This is a genomic window from Peribacillus sp. 05N428, assembly GCF_056397085.1.
This window is the reverse complement of sequence record NZ_JBFTMS010000010.1, coordinates 75,892-93,161: the sequence shown is the minus strand read 5'-3', so window position 1 is coordinate 93,161 and position 17,270 is coordinate 75,892. Positions and strand designations below refer to the sequence as shown.

Annotated in this window: 18 protein-coding genes; 4 read left to right on the top strand and 14 right to left on the bottom strand. The window is 42.4% G+C overall.

What is annotated here, in order from left to right; genetic code table 11:
* The first annotated feature begins 25 nt into the window (after nt 1–25).
* Nucleotides 26–733, top strand: coding sequence for a 23S rRNA pseudouridine(2604) synthase RluF (gene rluF, locus AC1DIV_RS12115; protein WP_034305927.1), 708 nt, complete (start codon nt 26–28; stop codon nt 731–733).
* Between the two features lie 472 nt (nt 734–1,205).
* Here rluF and AC1DIV_RS12110 read toward each other — a convergent pair whose 3' ends face one another.
* The 14 genes from AC1DIV_RS12110 to AC1DIV_RS12045 form a co-directional block, all read right to left on the bottom strand.
* Nucleotides 1,206–1,955, bottom strand: coding sequence for an ABC transporter permease (locus AC1DIV_RS12110; protein WP_048685514.1), 750 nt, complete (start codon nt 1,953–1,955; stop codon nt 1,206–1,208).
* Complete coding sequence (locus tag AC1DIV_RS12105; protein WP_048685510.1) at nt 1,956–2,717, bottom strand: ABC transporter ATP-binding protein; 762 nt, start codon at nt 2,715–2,717, stop codon at nt 1,956–1,958. It lies immediately after the preceding gene.
* A gap of 198 nt (nt 2,718–2,915) precedes the next feature.
* Nucleotides 2,916–3,269, bottom strand: coding sequence for a DUF1048 domain-containing protein (locus AC1DIV_RS12100; RefSeq protein WP_034305937.1), 354 nt, complete (start codon nt 3,267–3,269; stop codon nt 2,916–2,918).
* Nucleotides 3,270–3,338: 69 nt separating this feature from the next.
* On the bottom strand, nt 3,339–3,659 hold the full coding sequence (locus AC1DIV_RS12095) for a PadR family transcriptional regulator (RefSeq protein ID WP_016131412.1): 321 nt from the start codon (nt 3,657–3,659) through the stop codon (nt 3,339–3,341).
* 618 nt (nt 3,660–4,277) lie between these two features.
* Nucleotides 4,278–5,246 (bottom strand): sugar phosphate isomerase/epimerase family protein, encoded by a 969-nt coding sequence (locus AC1DIV_RS12090; RefSeq protein ID WP_048686708.1) that lies wholly within the window; start codon nt 5,244–5,246, stop codon nt 4,278–4,280.
* Between the two features lie 21 nt (nt 5,247–5,267).
* Nucleotides 5,268–6,308 (bottom strand): Gfo/Idh/MocA family protein, encoded by a 1,041-nt coding sequence (locus tag AC1DIV_RS12085; RefSeq protein WP_034305944.1) that lies wholly within the window; start codon nt 6,306–6,308, stop codon nt 5,268–5,270.
* Nucleotides 6,309–6,325: 17 nt separating this feature from the next.
* Nucleotides 6,326–7,348, bottom strand: coding sequence for a Gfo/Idh/MocA family protein (locus AC1DIV_RS12080; RefSeq protein WP_477576476.1), 1,023 nt, complete (start codon nt 7,346–7,348; stop codon nt 6,326–6,328).
* 13 nt (nt 7,349–7,361) lie between these two features.
* Nucleotides 7,362–8,090, bottom strand: a complete 729-nt coding sequence (locus AC1DIV_RS12075; RefSeq protein WP_034305948.1) for a ThuA domain-containing protein — start codon at nt 8,088–8,090, stop codon at nt 7,362–7,364.
* Between the two features lie 218 nt (nt 8,091–8,308).
* The gene (locus AC1DIV_RS12070) at nt 8,309–9,343 is read right to left on the bottom strand and encodes a LacI family DNA-binding transcriptional regulator (protein WP_034306559.1); all 1,035 of its coding nucleotides are present in this window, start codon (nt 9,341–9,343) and stop codon (nt 8,309–8,311) included.
* Nucleotides 9,344–9,400: 57 nt separating this feature from the next.
* Entirely contained in the window at nt 9,401–10,219 is an 819-nt protein-coding gene (locus AC1DIV_RS12065) for a carbohydrate ABC transporter permease (RefSeq protein ID WP_034305951.1), read from the bottom strand.
* Nucleotides 10,219–11,079: a carbohydrate ABC transporter permease gene (locus tag AC1DIV_RS12060; RefSeq protein ID WP_034305954.1), complete on the bottom strand. Its 861-nt coding sequence runs from the start codon at nt 11,077–11,079 to the stop codon at nt 10,219–10,221. The genes AC1DIV_RS12065 and AC1DIV_RS12060 overlap by 1 nt, the downstream gene beginning before the upstream one ends.
* 148 nt (nt 11,080–11,227) lie before the next feature.
* The gene (locus tag AC1DIV_RS12055) at nt 11,228–12,517 is read right to left on the bottom strand and encodes an ABC transporter substrate-binding protein (protein WP_477576474.1); all 1,290 of its coding nucleotides are present in this window, start codon (nt 12,515–12,517) and stop codon (nt 11,228–11,230) included.
* 359 nt (nt 12,518–12,876) lie between these two features.
* On the bottom strand, nt 12,877–13,062 hold the full coding sequence (locus AC1DIV_RS12050; RefSeq protein WP_034305959.1) for a hypothetical protein: 186 nt from the start codon (nt 13,060–13,062) through the stop codon (nt 12,877–12,879).
* A gap of 154 nt (nt 13,063–13,216) precedes the next feature.
* Nucleotides 13,217–14,056 (bottom strand): YitT family protein, encoded by an 840-nt coding sequence (locus tag AC1DIV_RS12045; protein ID WP_034305961.1) that lies wholly within the window; start codon nt 14,054–14,056, stop codon nt 13,217–13,219.
* 423 nt (nt 14,057–14,479) lie between these two features.
* Between AC1DIV_RS12045 and bioF the strand changes: the two genes are divergently transcribed.
* Genes bioF through bioC form a run of 3 tightly spaced genes read left to right on the top strand, consistent with a single transcriptional unit; the run spans nt 14,480 to nt 17,230 of the window.
* On the top strand, nt 14,480–15,679 hold the full coding sequence (bioF, locus tag AC1DIV_RS12040; protein WP_336864986.1) for an 8-amino-7-oxononanoate synthase: 1,200 nt from the start codon (nt 14,480–14,482) through the stop codon (nt 15,677–15,679).
* Nucleotides 15,676–16,425: an alpha/beta hydrolase gene (locus AC1DIV_RS12035; protein ID WP_336864988.1), complete on the top strand. Its 750-nt coding sequence runs from the start codon at nt 15,676–15,678 to the stop codon at nt 16,423–16,425. Before bioF ends, AC1DIV_RS12035 begins: the two co-directional genes overlap by 4 nt.
* Nucleotides 16,415–17,230: a malonyl-ACP O-methyltransferase BioC gene (gene bioC / locus AC1DIV_RS12030; protein ID WP_477576472.1), complete on the top strand. Its 816-nt coding sequence runs from the start codon at nt 16,415–16,417 to the stop codon at nt 17,228–17,230. Before AC1DIV_RS12035 ends, bioC begins: the two co-directional genes overlap by 11 nt.
* Nucleotides 17,231–17,270 lie beyond the last annotated feature (40 nt).

Sequence of the window (17,270 nt, the reverse complement as noted above, 5' to 3'; positions counted from 1 at the left end):
ATCTGAATGTAAAGGTGTGCTTTAGTTGAGGATCAATAAATTTATCAGTGAATCCGGAATTACCTCGCGACGAGGCGCAGACAAATGGATAGCCGAGGGACGTGTGACGATTAATGGCACTGTAGCTGAGCTCGGCAGTCAAGCTGAACCCGGCGATGATGTCCGGGTGGACGGCAAGCCGATAAAAGTCGAACAGCAAAATGTCTATATTGCACTGAATAAACCGATAGGGATTACAAGTACGACCGAAAAACACATAAAAGGGAACATCGTTGATTTTGTAAATCATCCGCTTCGCATTTTTCATATCGGACGGCTGGACAAAGACTCAAGCGGCCTGATCCTTCTTACAAATGACGGAGATATCGTTAATGAAATCCTTCGTGCAGAAAACAAGCATGAAAAAGAATACATCGTAACCGTAGATAAGCCACTTACCGCTTCCTTCATTAAAGATATGTCATCCGGAGTGGAGATTTTGGATACAAAAACACTTCCTTGTAAAGTTGAGCAGTTGACCAAATACACATTTAACATCACTTTAATGCAAGGGCTGAACAGGCAAATCCGCCGTATGTGTTCCGCACTAGGTTATGAAGTCCGTGATTTACATCGAATCCGGATCATGAACATCCATCTGGACGGACTGGCGATCGGACAATGGCGCGATCTGACCGAGGATGAATTGACGGAACTATTTAAGGAATTGGATTATTCCCCTAGGAAAAGATAATAATGAAGATGCCCCCAGAATTCCGGGGGCATCGCTTTTTAATTTCAGGAGAATTTCCTGCAATCATTTTGCTTTTATTCGTAGTTTTGCTGATTTACTCGTGAGTTTTACGCTTTTACTCGTGAATTTTGTACTTTTACTCGTGAATTACGTCGATTTACTCGTGAGTTCCACGCATTTTATGATAATGAAAGGAATTGGTTTTGTTTCTGAATCTATTTCCATCCAATTACATCTATGTGCTTTATTCTTTTCATTTCTCCTCTGCGAATGACCACTACCCTTTTGCTGTAAATTCTTCTAAAGCAAGTATGGCAAATCTCATTATGGGTTAAGTGGCAGATACCAATCATACCAATTTTAAGGTTTCCATGATTTCATCGAAGGTTGCCCCTGCATTTAAGCAATCTTCCATGTGATGCATTCATCGCATCAGCTGACTATGAAATGACCAATCCCGATAATGGTGTACTTACCCGAACTGGCGTTTAAATACTTTACTGGCGAAGAAGTAAGCGATGACCATGATGCCGACACACCAGGCAAGCGCAATCCAGATATCGTTCCCAACAGACCCTTCATACAAAAGGGCACGAATCGCATTCACGATTGAAGTCACTGGCTGGTTCTCGGCGAACGCACGGACAATTTTAGGCATGGTTTCGGTGGGGACGAAGGCCGAACTGATAAACGGCAGGAAAATCAGCGGGTACGAGTAGGCTGTCGCCCCTTCCAAAGACCCCGCTGTCAATCCAGGAATGACCGCCAGCCATGTCAGCGCCAGCGTAAACAGCACGATTATCCCAGCTACCGCTAGCCAATCCAGGATATCAGCGCTGGAACGGAAGCCCATCAAGAGTGCGACGAGGATAACCACGACGACAGTAAGCAAATTGGATACAAGCGAGGTCAACACGTGAGCCCACAATACCGACGAGCGCTTGATGGGCATGGTAATGAAACGCGCCATCAACCCGCTCTTTACATCCGTAAACAGCCGTACGGAAGTGTAAGCGACGCCGGATGCGATAGCCATCAGCAAGATTCCCGGCAATAAATAATTGACGTAGTTGTCCGTGCCTGCCTCTATGGCGCCGCCAAATACGTAGACAAACAGCAGCATCATCATAATCGGCGTAATCGCCACCGTGATAATTGTATCCGGGCTGCGCATGATATTGCGCATTAAACGCCCTAGTAATACCCCTGTTTTGTTATTCATTTACAACTCCTCCTTTTTGCCGATGATTGCGAGGAAAATTTCCTCCAATGTCGGCTGCTTCTCGATGTACTCTACCTTTGCTGGCGGGAACATCTCCTTGAGTTCGGTAAGGGTCCCGGTCGAGATGATCTTTCCGCCATGCAGGATGGCGATACGGTCCGCCAGTTGTTCGGCTTCCTCAAGGTACTGGGTCGTCAGCAGAATTGTCGTGCCTCCTCCAGCTAGCTCCTTAACTGTATCCCAGACTTCAATCCGCGCTTCGGGGTCAAGCCCTGTCGTCGGTTCGTCGAGAAAAATGACTGCTGGCGTCCCGATCAGGCTCATGGCGATGTCAAGCCGGCGCTTCATCCCGCCGGAATATTTATCCGCCCGGCGGTTGGCCGCATCGGTCAGGCTGAATCTCGCAAGCAGATTGTCGGCGACTTGAGCGGGATTGGAAACTCCCCGCAGCTTGGCGATCATCAGCAGGTTTTCCCGCCCGGTGAGCATGCCGTCTAAAGCTGCAAACTGCCCTGTCAGGCTGATGCTCTGGCGAACATGATCCGGTTCACGTTGAACGTCAAAGCCGCAAATACCTACTTCGCCGCCATCGGACTTCATCAGAGTCGAGAGGATGTTGACCGTCGTCGTCTTGCCCGCTCCATTTGAGCCCAGCAGTGCGAAAATTTCGCCACGCCGCACCTCAAAATCCACCCCCTTTAAGACTTCATTGTCTTTAAATGACTTTTTTAACCCTTTTACTGAAATCACTGCATTGCTCATATTTTTTTCCTCCTTTTAATAGCGCAGTAATGCCGCTTGTAAGATTCGTATTTATCCTTCCGAGCGCCTAGCGGAACTAAATTGCCTATAGTTCTCTATTTAGTCTGACTGATAATCCGTATGACTTACTACCGAGTTAAAATATAACTGAATAGCGAAGGTGGCATTTCACATTTGTAACCAGCTATTCAGTCGGAATTATTTATTGAATTTATTTTTTCCCAATCGCTTCATGATACTGTCATTCAAATCCTCACGATACTTGGCGAAATAGGTTCTAGCATTTGCCACTAGTTCGTCGGCAAAGGATGCCACATCGTCCCCAGTGATTTCCAGCACTTGCCTGCCTTCCGCAGCACCGGCTTCGAACAACTCGATTAATTCATACTGCATGTGCAGCATATCCATCCCGTTGCCCGCTGAGAAATTCCACATATAGTTTTGAATTTTCTTAAATACAAATTGGTAGTCCTCTGGCAGAGCTTCAACCCGTGCCATCATCATTTTATACTCTTTTTTATCACCAATCATTTTTTTGAATAATTCCATCATGTTATTTTTCCTCCCTTTTTTATAAACAAGACACTCCAACAAAAATAGCGTACGGAATATCTTATGAAGCTAGATTGACTTTAAGACATTGATTTTCGATGATACAAAATCCCATTTTTTCCAAAACAATTCAAGTTCCTGGCGTCCAGCCTCATTAAGTGAGTAAAACTTGCGGGGCGGCCCCATATCTGACGGTTTCTTCTCTATGTTCACCAGTTTTTTCTTTTCTAATCGCACGAGGATGGTATAGACCGTCCCTTCCACGACTTCAGTAAACCCAAGCTCATTCAGGCGGCGGGTAATCTCGTAGCCATAGGTTTCATGGCGGCTGATGATTTCCAGCACGCAGCCTTCCAGCGAACCCTTCAGCATTTCAGTTAAATTTTCCATGTTCAGCCTCCTCTATTTGTGACTTATATTATAGCGTAGTTCCGAGGGGAATTTTTATCCTGAATAGCTTTTGGGAAATCACGCTATTTAGTATTACTTATTACAACTAAACTGTAACACCGAGTAGCGGAGGTGTCAACTTTTTTTCTTAAAAATATTTCTGCAACTTCACTACTCGGTGATATCGGTATCTTGCGTTACTTACTACAAGGTATGTTGTAACACGCAGTAGAGTGACTGTCAAATTGATTTTTTTAAAAAACCAGCTCTCTCCATTAGATACATCCGACGTAAATTATCCTGTTTTACTCGTGAATTCCGCTTTTACGAGTTTCGCACTTTTACTCGTGAATTATGCTGTTTTACTCGTGAATTTCACTTGTACCTGTGAGTTTCACGCTTTTACTCGTGAGTTTCACGCTTTTACTCGTGAGTTTCACGCTTTTACTCGTGAGTTTCGCACTTTTACTCGTGAATTATGCTGTTTTACTCGTGAATTTCACGCTTTTACTCGTGAGTTCCGCACTTTTACTCGTGAATTCCACTTATCCACTTTTGCACGAGTAAGGGCGAAAATAAAAAGCAACCTGCATTAGGCTGCTCGTTATCGGCTCAAAATTATACCCACCATAAATCAGTTGGACTTTCGTTGATGAGTACAGTTTTCAGATTGGTTACGGCCCGTTGGAATCCTTCTTCAACTGACATCAGCGGATCTTCGTGTTCGATGCTGACGACGTAATCGTAACCGTATGTGCGAAGGGCGCTCATGATGTCGGACCACTCTTGCAGGCTGTGGCCGCATCCTACAGAGCGGAAGTTCCAGGCACGGCTCTGGATATTGCCATAAGGCTGCATGTCGGTCAATCCATACATATTGATGTTATCCTGATCCAGGTATGTGTCTTTTGCGTGGAAGTGGTAGATTGCTCCCGCTTTCCCTAGGATTTTGATGGCTCCTACTGGTTCGATGCCCTGCCACCAAAGATGGCTTGGATCAAGGTTGGCGCCTATCGCATCAGATGTAGCTTCCCGCAGTTTTAACAAGGTGTAGGGTGTGTGGACGAGAAAGCCCCCATGCAGTTCAAGGCCGATTTTTATATTGTGTTCATCGGCAATGGCGGCCACTTTCCTCCAATAAGGGATCAATTTTTCTTCCCATTGCCATTTCAGCACATCTGTATACTCATTCGGCCATGGGGCGACGGGCCAGTTTGGATATTTAGCTCCTTCGTGATCACCCGCTGTACCAGAAAAGGTATTGACGACCGGGACGTTCAGTAAGGATGCAAGCTTGATTGTTTTGATCAGTGTTTCATCACTTTCTTTAGCGAAGGCTTCATCAGGAGAGATTGGATTGCCATGGCAGCTGAATGCACTGATCGTTAACCCTCTTGTTTGAACGGCTTCGAGGTATTTTTGGCGCTTTTCTTCACTTTCGAGCAGTTCATCGAGTGGACAATGGATATTCCCTGGATACCCGCCTGTACCGATTTCAACTGTTTTTAATCCGGAATCCGCGACATAATCAAGCATATCCTCGAATGATTTTTGAGCAAATAGCACTGTAAAGATCCCTAATTTCACATGCCCCACCTCACCTTTTCATTAATTTATGCTCATGACCTTCCCACTTGCCGAGCTTTGATAAATCGCTTCGATTATTTTCGAAACTTTCATGGCTTCCGATGGTTTTACCAATGGTTCTGCCAACCCCAGACAGCTATTAATAAAGTTCTCTGCCTGTTGCAGGTCTGGTGTATCCTCCCCTGGCATCCATACTGCCTCACTGTTTAAAAGCATGCCGTGCTTAGCCTGATTCAAGACCAGCGGGAACACATCAAGTCCGCCCTGCGTTCCGGATAAACTCAAAACAGTTGCTTCTTCACGGATATTCGCGGCCCAAGAAGTTTCGAATAATAGAGATGCTCCGTTGGCAAATTTGATATATGCCGTGGCATGGTCATCCACTTCAAATACCGAGGCATCGAAATTGCCCCATAAATTGACCTGATCGACACCCTTACTGACATAATTATATGTCGAACCTACGATTTCAATCGGTTCTGGGTCATCCATCAGCCATAATGCCAAATCGAGCAAATGGCAGCCGTAATCGATCACGCTTCCCCCGCCTTGCAATTCCTTGCTTGTAAAAACTCCCCAGCCAGGGACTTTGCGCCGCCTGATTGCCTGTACACGCGCTACATAAGGTTCACCGATTTCACCGGCCTGAATCATTTTCTTTGCAGCCTGGGCTTCCTTCATGAAGCGGTAATGATAGGCAGTCGATAACACTTTACCGGATATGTTTGCAGCCTCGGTTATCGCTAAACATTCCTCGGTTGTAATGGCCATCGGCTTTTCGCATAACACATGTACACCCGCTTGCAGGGCAGCAATGGAAATCTCCGCGTGAAACTTGTTTGGTGTTGCGATTGTAACGGCATCCACTTCAGCAAACATTTCTTCATAATTGGTGAAAACCTTTTCGATATGAAATTCCCGCGCCACTTCCCGCGCCTTCATTTCATCTATATCCTGAATGGCGTATAAAACCACTTTATCTTGAAATTTTTGAAAAGCTGGGATATGCCTTTTTTGGGCAATTCCGCCAGCACCGATAATACCCATTTTTAATTTGTACATGATGACTTTTAACCCCTTTATAAGCGGATGATTTTTCGGGATGCATTTGATTCCATCGCGCCAAGAATGACTTTTAATGACTTTAATCCTTCAACTCCTGAGACAAGAGGCTCCTCATTGTCCACCACACATTTTACAAAGTGGCTGATCACTTCGGAATCATGCTGTCCTTCTGAGTCATTAGTCTGGATGCTTCCTAATTGGATGGTTTCTGTCTTTCCATTATCATGATGGATGATCAGTGAGTATTTCGGATCGTCTTCAAGGCGCAATACCGCTTTTTCCGCATAAATGACCGTAGCATTGTCTTCTTTTGCATAAGACCAGCTGGCGGTAAGAGTTCCGATGATACCGTTCTCCGTCCGGAGGATACAGGCCGCACTGTCATCAACGTCTGTGTTTTTCTTGGCAGTCGTTTCCACAAAGGCTCCCACTTCAACAAATTCTTCTCCAAGGATATACCGTAATAAATCAGCTTTATGAACGCCTAAATCGCCCATTGCACCAATGACCGCCTGATCCTTTTTAAAAAACCAGCTTTCCAGTCCGTCCACGCTCCAGGTTTCCGGCCCGGAATGTCCAAAAGCCGTCCGGAAGCTATAGACCTTCCCTACCTCCCCGCTCTCAATAAGCTGTTTCGCTTTTTGATGAGAGGGAACAAATCGCTGATTATGACCAATCATTAGTATTTTGCCGCTTTTCGCTGCTGCTTCATTCATTTTTTCAGCGTCTGCTAAAGAAGTAGCCATTGGTTTCTCACATAGGACATGCTTACCCGCTTCCAAGGCCGCAACCGTGATGCGTGCATGCAGGTAATTCGGTGTACATACACTGATCGCTTCAATCTCCTCATTCTTCAAAAGTTCTATATAATCAGTATATGCTTGCGCTCCATACCTTTGTGCTGCTGCATTCGCCCGGTCCGGCACAATATCACAAACGGCAATGATCTCCGTTTCCTGATGTGATTCATACTCCGGAAAATGCCTGTTTTTTGCGATACTCCCGCATCCAATGACTCCTACCTTCATTATGCCCATTTTGTTCTCTCCTTCACTTCAGCTCTTTGGATGAGATGGATTCCAACGGTTCGGCTTTACCATAGTTCGTTGCGATTCCAAATTCCGGCTTGACCCAATCAACGGCATTTTTAATCACACGTTGAATCTCCGGATTATGGTAGGTAGGATATGTTTCATGTCCTGGACGGAAATAGAAAATCCTCCCTTTACCCCGCTGATACGTGCAACCGCTTCTGAATATCTCCCCGCCTTCAAACCAACTGACGAATATTAATTGATCTGGTGCAGGAATATCAAAATGTTCCCCGTACATCTCTTCTTTTTCAAGCTCAATATATTCTCCGATTCCATCAACGATAGGGTGACTCGGATCGACTACCCAAAGCCGTTCCCTTTCATCCGCCACCCGCCATTTCAAATCACAAGTCGTTCCCATCAATCGTTTGAAGATCTTTGAAAAATGACCAGAATGGAGGACGATGAGACCCATTCCCTCGAGTACTCGCTTGTGAACCCTTGCAATGATTTCATCTTGAACTTCATCATGTGCAACATGACCCCACCAAAGCAGTACATCGGTTCGTTCCAGTACTTCCTCGGTTAATCCGTGCTCTTCTTCATCGAGAGTAGCGGTCCTCACCTCGACCTGTTCACTTTGTAAAAAGCCGGCAATTGCACCATGGATGCCATCCGGATATACTTTTGCTACTTCGGGCTTTGTTTTCTCGTGGCGAAACTCATTCCATACAAGGACTCTCATGAACAACCTCCTCCATTCAAGAATCACAACTTGTTTTGATGTTTAACTATTACCTCTTTATTCAAAACGCAAACGTTTGCGTTAGGGATGATCAAAATATAAGAACATACTTATCGACCTTAGAAAGTATGAATTTTCAAAAATAATAGTGATAATCTATATTGTAAATTTATGTTAGCAAAAATCAAGCTTTAATTGGTAAAACATTTCTACAATTTTCATTTAATTTCCTTTTCAGCAACAAAATGCGACTCCCGCTTTATGATTTTGGTAGGAATGCTGATGCTCTTTTCCATCATTTCCGGATTCGCAATAAGATCGAACACGCATTTTGCGGCTTCATACCCTAACTGATACGTATGGATATCAACCGTTGTCAGCGGGGTACTTAAAAATTCTATGAATTCTGAGTGGTTAAAACAGACAACGCTTATTTGCTGCGGCACTTTCAAGTTCTTTTCGGCTAACACTCCAAGTAAGAGCACACCCAATAAAAGATCCATAACCAAAAAAGCGGTTGGTGCCTCCTTCAATTCCAGCAATTCGTCAATCGCCTTTATTCCATCCGTTCGATTTAAAGGAATCAATTTGATATATTCCTGTCGCACATCCACCCCGGCCTGTTCCATCGCTTGTTGAAAGCCTGTCAAGCGGTCCTGGATCACTTCAAACTCGGGGCTGCCTCCTAAAAAGGCGATTCGCTCATGTCCAAGATTGATTACAAACTCCGATACTTCCCTGGCCGCTTGAACATTATCGTTATCAATGAATGTGATACCGCTCATGTTCGTACTTGGCTTCCCGATCAAAACGAACGGGAAGCCCTGCTTCAATAAATACGGCACCACTTTATCGTCCTTTTTAGAGTACAAAACAATCATGCCATCCACTCTTCTGCCCTGGACCATTTTCACGACATCCTCAAAGATGGCATCCTCCGTCTCGCCGGTAGTCAGAGAAAGACTGTACCCTTCTTTATTACAGAAATCCCCGATGCCCCGGATCACTTCGGGAAAAAAGGGATTATAAAGTGATTCCCTTGCCGAACTTTTCATGACGATCCCAATGGCCTTAGTTGACTTCGTGACTAAGTTCCGGGCATTTTCATTCATATGATAGCCCATTTCCTTTAATACCTTGCGTACCTTGCGCTTGGTCTTTTCACTGATTGTCGGGCTGTTATGGATTACACGCGATACCGTTGATGGAGCGACATTTGCTTTTTTGGCAACGTCTTTTATAGTAACAGACAAATTCATCAACACTCCCCGTTCACCGCACATGGTTTAATATTCCCTATATTTAAATAGTTATTTAACGGCTCCATCTGCAATTCCTTTAATAATTTGCCTCTGAGCAAAAAAGTACGCAATGATGACTGGAATGATGGATAAAGTAAGTCCAGCCAAGGCGAGATGCCATTGCTTCGTATATTGTCCGAAGAAGAAGAATAATTTAAGTGGAATGGTCTCCGATCCCGCGCCGCCAATAACAAGGGATGGCAGCAAATAGTCGTTCCATATCCAAATGACATTCAAGATCCCAACTGTAATGGACATCGGCTTTAATAGTGGAAATATGATATACCAAAATACTTGAAATCGGTTTGCACCATCAATCTTTGCTGCCTCATCAAGTGAGAGGGGAATCCCTTTTAAGGTACCATGATATAGAAATATGGATAGACTGCAGCCAAAACCTAAATACATGAAAATCAGTCCTGCCTTGTTCAGCATCCCAAGCTGTCCGAATTGGGCAACGAGCGGTATCATCACAGACTGAAACGGGATCAGCATGGCAGCTACAAACACAAAGAAAAGCAGGGAACTTATTTTACTTTTGTTTCGGGAAAGAGCGTATGCTGCCATCGCAGAAAAGATGATGATGATGACTACACTGACGCCCGATATCAATAAAGAATTGAATAAAGTCCGGAGGAAATCCAATTGCTCGAAAGCTTGAGTGAAGTTTTCCAATGTCCAGGTTTCAGGCAGTCCCAATGTATCGGCAAATATATCCCGTTTCATTTTAAAAGCATTGACAAGCATTAAATAAAACGGAGTGAGCCATAATATGGCCAAAATGAATCCGATGAATCCAATCAGCCACAATTTCCATTTTCCCTTCATTACAGCTCAACCTCCCGTTTTTTATTGAAATAGACTTGTGTCAGCGAAACGACCGCCACGATTACGAAAAAGATAACGGCTTTTGCCTGTGCATATGCCATATCGTTTTCGGTGAAGGCGGATTTTACAATGTTCATCGCAACCATTTCAGTTGAATTATAGGGAGCTCCATTCGTCAAAGAAAGATTTTGATCATAGATCTTGAACGAGTGGGAAAGCGTCAAAAACAAACTGACGGTAAAAGCAGGTGCCACTAGCGGAAAAGTTATATGTCGAAAACGCTGGAAGCTGTTCGCTCCGTCAATTTTTGCCGCTTCGATCAAGTCTTCAGGCACAGCCTGCAGATAGGCAATATAAATGATCATGATATATCCGGCCATCTGCCAAGACGTTAAAATGATCAATCCCCAAAATCCTGTATCAGTCGTTGATAACCACCCATTAAATGCTTCGATCCCCGTTAAATCACCAATCGCACCGAAGACCTTAATAAAAATGAACTGCCAAATAAAGCCGAGTATCAAGCCGCCAATTAAATTGGGCATAAAGAAAACTGTCCGCAATATGTTGCTTGATTTAATTTTCGAAGTCACGATGAGAGCCAAACTTAATCCGATGATATTGATTACCACAATTGCCGCTACGGAAAATTTAATCGTGAACCAAAATGTATCAAGGAACCCTTTATCCGTAAACAAGTCTATATAATTCTTAAAACCGATGAAATCCGGTGTCCCTAAACCGTTCCAATTCGTAAAGGAATAATAAAATCCGTAAATGAGTGGCACGATCACAACCAAAATGAGTGCAGCAAGAACAGGTGTTAAAAACAGCCAATATGCGGCATCCCGATTTCTCAACGAAACCGACCTCCTTGAAATGATTTAATAGTTAATGGGTTAGATCATGACTGGGTTATTTGATGAATCCCTTAGCGGCTTTTCTATAATAAGGAACAACCAATCGACACGTTTTTCTTGCCGATTGGTCACTTGCATTTCCCAACTCTTATTTGCTATGAATCTTCTCCCAATTTTCAATGTTCTGTTGGACAAGTTCCTCCCAAGTCAATTTACCAGTTACGTATTTTTGGACACTTGCACCAAGATCATCATTCCAACCGACCGGATATCCATTAAACACCCACCCAATCGTATTTCCTTCTTGAGAGTATTTATAAATTTCTTTTGAAATTGGATCGGCAATTTTTTCTACATCATATCCTTCATAAGCAGGAATGAATTTAAAATCTTCCAAAACGGCTTTTTTCCCTGCTTCGGATGTATACATCCAGTCGAGGAACTTCTTCGCTGCTTCCTGTACCTTTTCATCCGATTTCTTGTTCACTGCCCAATAGTTCGGTACACCGACCGGCATGCCTGCATTGTCTCCATTTGGAATCGGGATGATGCCAATTCCCTTTTCAGCTAACTCAGGATCCATATCATAGACTGTGTTATACACCCAGTTACCTTGCTGAATGATCGCAACCTTTTCAAGCGAGAACAGCTCCTCCACTTGTTGGGAGTAATCAAGACTTGCTGTCGGCTGGACGGAATACTCATTTTGGATATCGACCAATTGTTTAAACTTGTCACCATCCGTGAATTTAACCGTCGATGCCTTACTTGCTTCTAACACATTCCCATCAAACTCCGGTGATAAGAATACATTGGATAAATGGTTTCCTGTCACCCACTTCTCTTTGACCGGATAAGCGAAAACTGCATCGATTTTCAATTTGTCTTTTTGTGAATCGATTTTCTTAACTGCCGCCTCTAAGGCTTCATAACTTGTAATTTCTTCAGGATTGATTCCGGCTTCTTTAAATATCCGTTTGTTATAAATCAAGCCGTATCCTTCCTGGTTAAATGGAAGTCCAAGGACTTGCCCGTCCTCTTCCACGCCATCCAAAGTACCGTCAAGTGCTGCAGCAGCAGCCTTCGTGTCCTTTAAATCTGTTAATCTATCTTTATATTGTGCGACATCTACCGGTCCGCCAATGTTAAACACCGCTGGCTCCTCACCTGAAGCGAACTTTGCCGTAATGGCTGATTTATAATCATTTCCGCCGCCGACTGTCGATACCTTGATCTTCACATTTGGATTTTCTTTTTCATATTGTTTTGCCAATGTCTCGAATTGCGACTTGAATTCTACCTTGAATTGAAATATATCCAGCGTCACGACATCCTTTGAGTCGCTGTTTCCGCCAGTTGAAGAAGAGCATCCAGCCAAAATCACACTAAAAATCAATAAAACAGTAAGAATTCCCCCGTACCATTTTTTACGCTTCATGCCTACCCACTCTCCCTTTTTCTCATAATATTCATGCAATTTTAAGAAAACGTTTGCATAAAATTAGTAAAATAAAAGCCATTCATTCTATAAAATTCATAGTCTATCGTACTTCTTTTACATCACCTCCTCACAAAAACATTGCAAACGTTTACATTTATGCGCTTTATATTACCACCAAATTCCATACTTTACAATAAAATTGTAGTATATTGTAAAAAAAGGATGTTAAGAACTCTCTTAATCTAATTATATGATTCAGAAACCTTTGATTATTCCTTTATCCGATTATTTATTGTACGGGCATTTTCATTCCCGGCATTATACGAAAAAAGGGAAACCCGTCGGTCCCCCTCTTTTCACTTCAATATCATCTTCACATTGGAAGGACCGTATTCATCCTTCAATTCATAATATTTATCGCTTGCTTGTCCAAATTCCTTAAACACACCGCTAATGATCAATTCATTCGTTTCCTTATCAACGACACTGTACTTGATATTGCTTTTCCCAAACTTTCTGTCATCCACTTTTAAAAGGATCATCTTGGACACCTCCACATTTAATGGCTGCACTCCTCAGGGTGTGTGGTTTCTTACTTACATAATATAACAAATTATTCGGAATTTACAGATTTTTTGCAGTACAAAATAAAAAAGCCTAATTAGGCCTTTTCATTTCGCTTATACATTATTACCATCAGGACTTCGAGATATCCAGGAAACCTTCACCGAATACGTCCCGAACATCATGTATGGCTATAAAAGCATTGCTATCCGTTGACTGCACTATTCTCTTTAACTTTAGTACCTCTTGCTTACTTATAACGATATATAAAATATCCTTGGATTCTTTTGTATAGTATCCATGACCACTAAAAACAGTGACCCCCCGGTCCATCAATTCGGTTACTTGTTTTGCAATCTGGTCCGCTTCTTTTGAAATGATGGTGATCGCTTTTTTCGGATTCAATCCCTCAATGATGAATTCCATCGTTTTTGTTCCAATATAAAGCATTAGTATAGTGAGCATCAGACCTTCTGCGCCAATTATGAAATAAGATGAGAACGCAACGATTAAATCGAAAAACAGAAGTCCGTAGCTTAAGCTCCATCCCAAATACTTATTCGTAATTCGGGCAAGGATCGTCGTACCGGCAGTAGTGCCTCCAACACGAATGATCATGCCAATACCTGCACCGGCAAAAACCCCGCCAAATATCGCATTGATGACCAATTCATCTGAAGATATCGTCCAGCTTTCGGTTAAATGAAGGAAAAGTGAATTAAAGGCAACGGCTACGATTGTATATACCGTTGTCATTTTCGACAAAAATTTATAACCGACAATGAGCAGGACAGCGTTAATGATCAAACTTAACAGCCCTGGTGACCATTCAAAAAGATAAAACAGAATGATGGTTATCCCCGTGACTCCTCCCTCACCAAGCTCATTGGGAATGACGAAAAGATTTATTGCCAAAGCGAAAATAAAAGCTCCTATTAATATAAAGAAAACATCCAAAGAAATCTTTTTCATATTTATACCTTCCTTTATGTAATGGTTAATGTGAATTCTGTTAAATTTCACTGCTCTATAGTAACATGGAATTCCATTTAATCCTTCAAAGATTTCAAGGTTTAACAAAAAGACTACCTTGGAAGTTAGATTATCTTCAATGAACGAGCTTAATACATAAATGCACCAATTTCATTAAGCTCTTTTATACATTAGCTTAACAAAACCGCCTCCCGATTCCCCTTAAACTTATTTTTTATGGTTAGATACATATCTAAATAATCTACCAGCCTTTTCCGACCCTTGAATTCTCCCAGATTAATGGATCATTACTTTATTCTCATGCTCCTTTTCAAAGCTTGACAGTTTCATTGAGTCATGATTAGAATATTTTATATGTTAACCTATATTAATTTTAGTTAACATATAAAAAGGAGAATGGCCATGCACAGTGAAAAACGTTTACCATGTTGGGAAGAAAAAATAAAAAAAGAACTGTCTCATTTAGAAGAGATTTCGCAAAAGCGTGAACTCGTATCAACCGAATGTGCCGAGCAGCCTTGGCTTACGATCAACGGGTGCAGGATGCTTAATCTAGCTTCTAATAACTATTTAGGATATGCAGGAGATGAGCGGCTGAAAAAGGCTATGGTTGATGCCGTACATACATATGGTGCAGGAGCAACGGCTTCACGTTTAATTGTTGGCAATCATCCTCTTTACGAGCAGGCGGAACAAGCTCTTGTCAACTGGAAGAGGTCCGAAGCAGGACTCATCATCAACAGTGGATATAACGCGAACCTTGGAATAATCTCCACTCTGCTGTCCCGTAACGATATTATTTATAGCGATAAATTGAATCATGCAAGCATTGTCGATGGAGCACTTTTAAGCCGTGCAAAGCATATACGCTATCGTCATAATGATTTAGATCATTTAGAAGCATTTTTGAAAAAATCACCGATTGAAGCACGTAAATTAATCGTGACGGATACGGTCTTCAGCATGGATGGTGACTTCGCTTATCTTGAAGACCTAGTTCGGTTAAAGGAACGTTATAACGCAATGTTAATGACAGATGAAGCACATGGAAGCGGCATCTACGGTAAAAACGGTGAAGGCTATGCCGGTCACCTCCATCTTCAAAATAAAATAGATATCCAAATGGGAACATTCAGTAAAGCGCTTGGTTCATTCGGGGCCTATGTTGTCGGGAAAGAATGGCTCATCGACTATTTAAAAAATCGCATGCGCGGATTCATCTATTCAACTGCACTTCCCCCTGCCATACTTGGTGCTATAAAAACAGCGATTGAACTTGTACAGCAAGAACCAGAACGCCGCTCACTGCTCCAAACACATTCAGAATACTTTAGAGAAGAACTCACAAATTACGGGTTTAACATTTGCGGAAGCCGATCACAAATTGTTCCTATCGTCATCGGGGAAAACGAAAAATCGATGGAATTTGCTGCACGTTTGCAAAAAGAAGGAATTGCCGCTATTGCTGTCAGGCCGCCGACCGTTCCTGAAAATGAAGCGAGAATCCGGTTTACCGTAACGGCTCTCCACGATAAAAAAGATCTCGATTGGGCAGTTCAAAAAATTTCGATCATTGGAAAAGAAATGGGTGTTGTTGAATGAAGCAGCCGAATTTAGTGGTGCTTCCTGGCTGGGGAATGGAAAAAGAGGCTTTTCAACCGTTAATCAAACCGCTGTCAGAACTATTTCACCTTTCATTTATAGATTGGAGAGATATGAAGGCACTAAATGACTTTGAAGAACGGGTCATAAACACAATCGCTTCCATCGATGGTCCTCTTTATTTATTGGGCTGGTCATTAGGATCACTAGTATCACTTGAACTTTCAAGTTCTTTTCGAGAAAGAATAAAAGGTTTTATCCTTTTTGGCGCAACAAGTCGGTTCACTACAGGAGAAAATTATTCATTTGGCTGGGATCCGCGAATGGTCGAGCGCATGAAGAAACAACTGCCGCGCAATAAAGAGAAGACTTTGACTTCCTTCTATGAAGCGATGTTTTCCGATGCTGAAAAAGAAGCAGGTTTTTATCATCAATTCACCAAGACAATTGAACATGAGTTTCATGGAGATGATGTGTTTTCGCTTCTGGTTGGTTTGGATTATTTACTTCAGAAAGATGCTCGAGCAAGACTCCACCGGATTGAAGCCCCCTTTTTAATGCTTCATGGGAGGGAAGACAAAATTTGTCCACTTGAAGCCTCATCTTTCATTAAAGAGAATTTGGGTGGGAAAGCCGAGGTTCGTATTATCGAAGGTGCTGGTCATATTCCATTTTTCACAAAACCAGAGGAATGTATAGAGCATATAAAAACATTTATTCAAAAGGAGTACGTTCATGATAGATAAACGATTGTTAAGCAAGCGATTCAGTGAACACGCGCAAACATATGATGCGTATGCCAATGTTCAAAAAAACATGGCAAAGCAATTAGTGGTTTTGCTTCCTCAAAAAAACACCAATCATAAAATCAATATTCTTGAAATCGGCTGCGGCACCGGTTACTTAACCAGGTTACTCGTCAAAACATTCCCTAATGCCGCCATTACGGCTGTTGATTTGGCACCCGGTATGGTTGAAGTGGCAAAAGGATTGACAAAGGAAGACCGTGTTACATTTTTATGTACGGACATCGAAGAAATGGCGCTAAATGAAAATTACGACTTGATTATTTCCAATGCAACGTTTCAATGGCTGAATGATATTCCTGCAACCCTTGAAAAACTTTTTACACGATTAACGGCGGAAGGAAGCCTGATATTTTCAACGTTCGGAATAGATACCTTTCAAGAGCTTCATAGATCATATGAACAAGCGAAAGAAAAGCTTCAACTTTCCATGGATAGTTCACCAGGCCAAACGTTTTACACTCTGGAAGAATTATCCCAAGTTTGCGAAGCAGCAATCCCCTATTCAGCAGCAGCTCCAATCGAGATTACAAAAATAGAAAAGCTTGAACTGGAGTACTTTCAGACAGTACGTGAATTTTTCACTTCAATCAAAAAGATTGGCGCTGCTAACAGCAACAAAGAAAACTACTGCCAGCGCCCTTCCTTTTTTCGAGAGTTAATCAACATATACGACACAGAATACCGAAATGATTCAGGTGTGAAAGCAACCTATCACTGCTTGTTCTTTAAAATAAAAAATTGATTAATCCGCAGATAACCATCTGGGATTATACATAATCGCA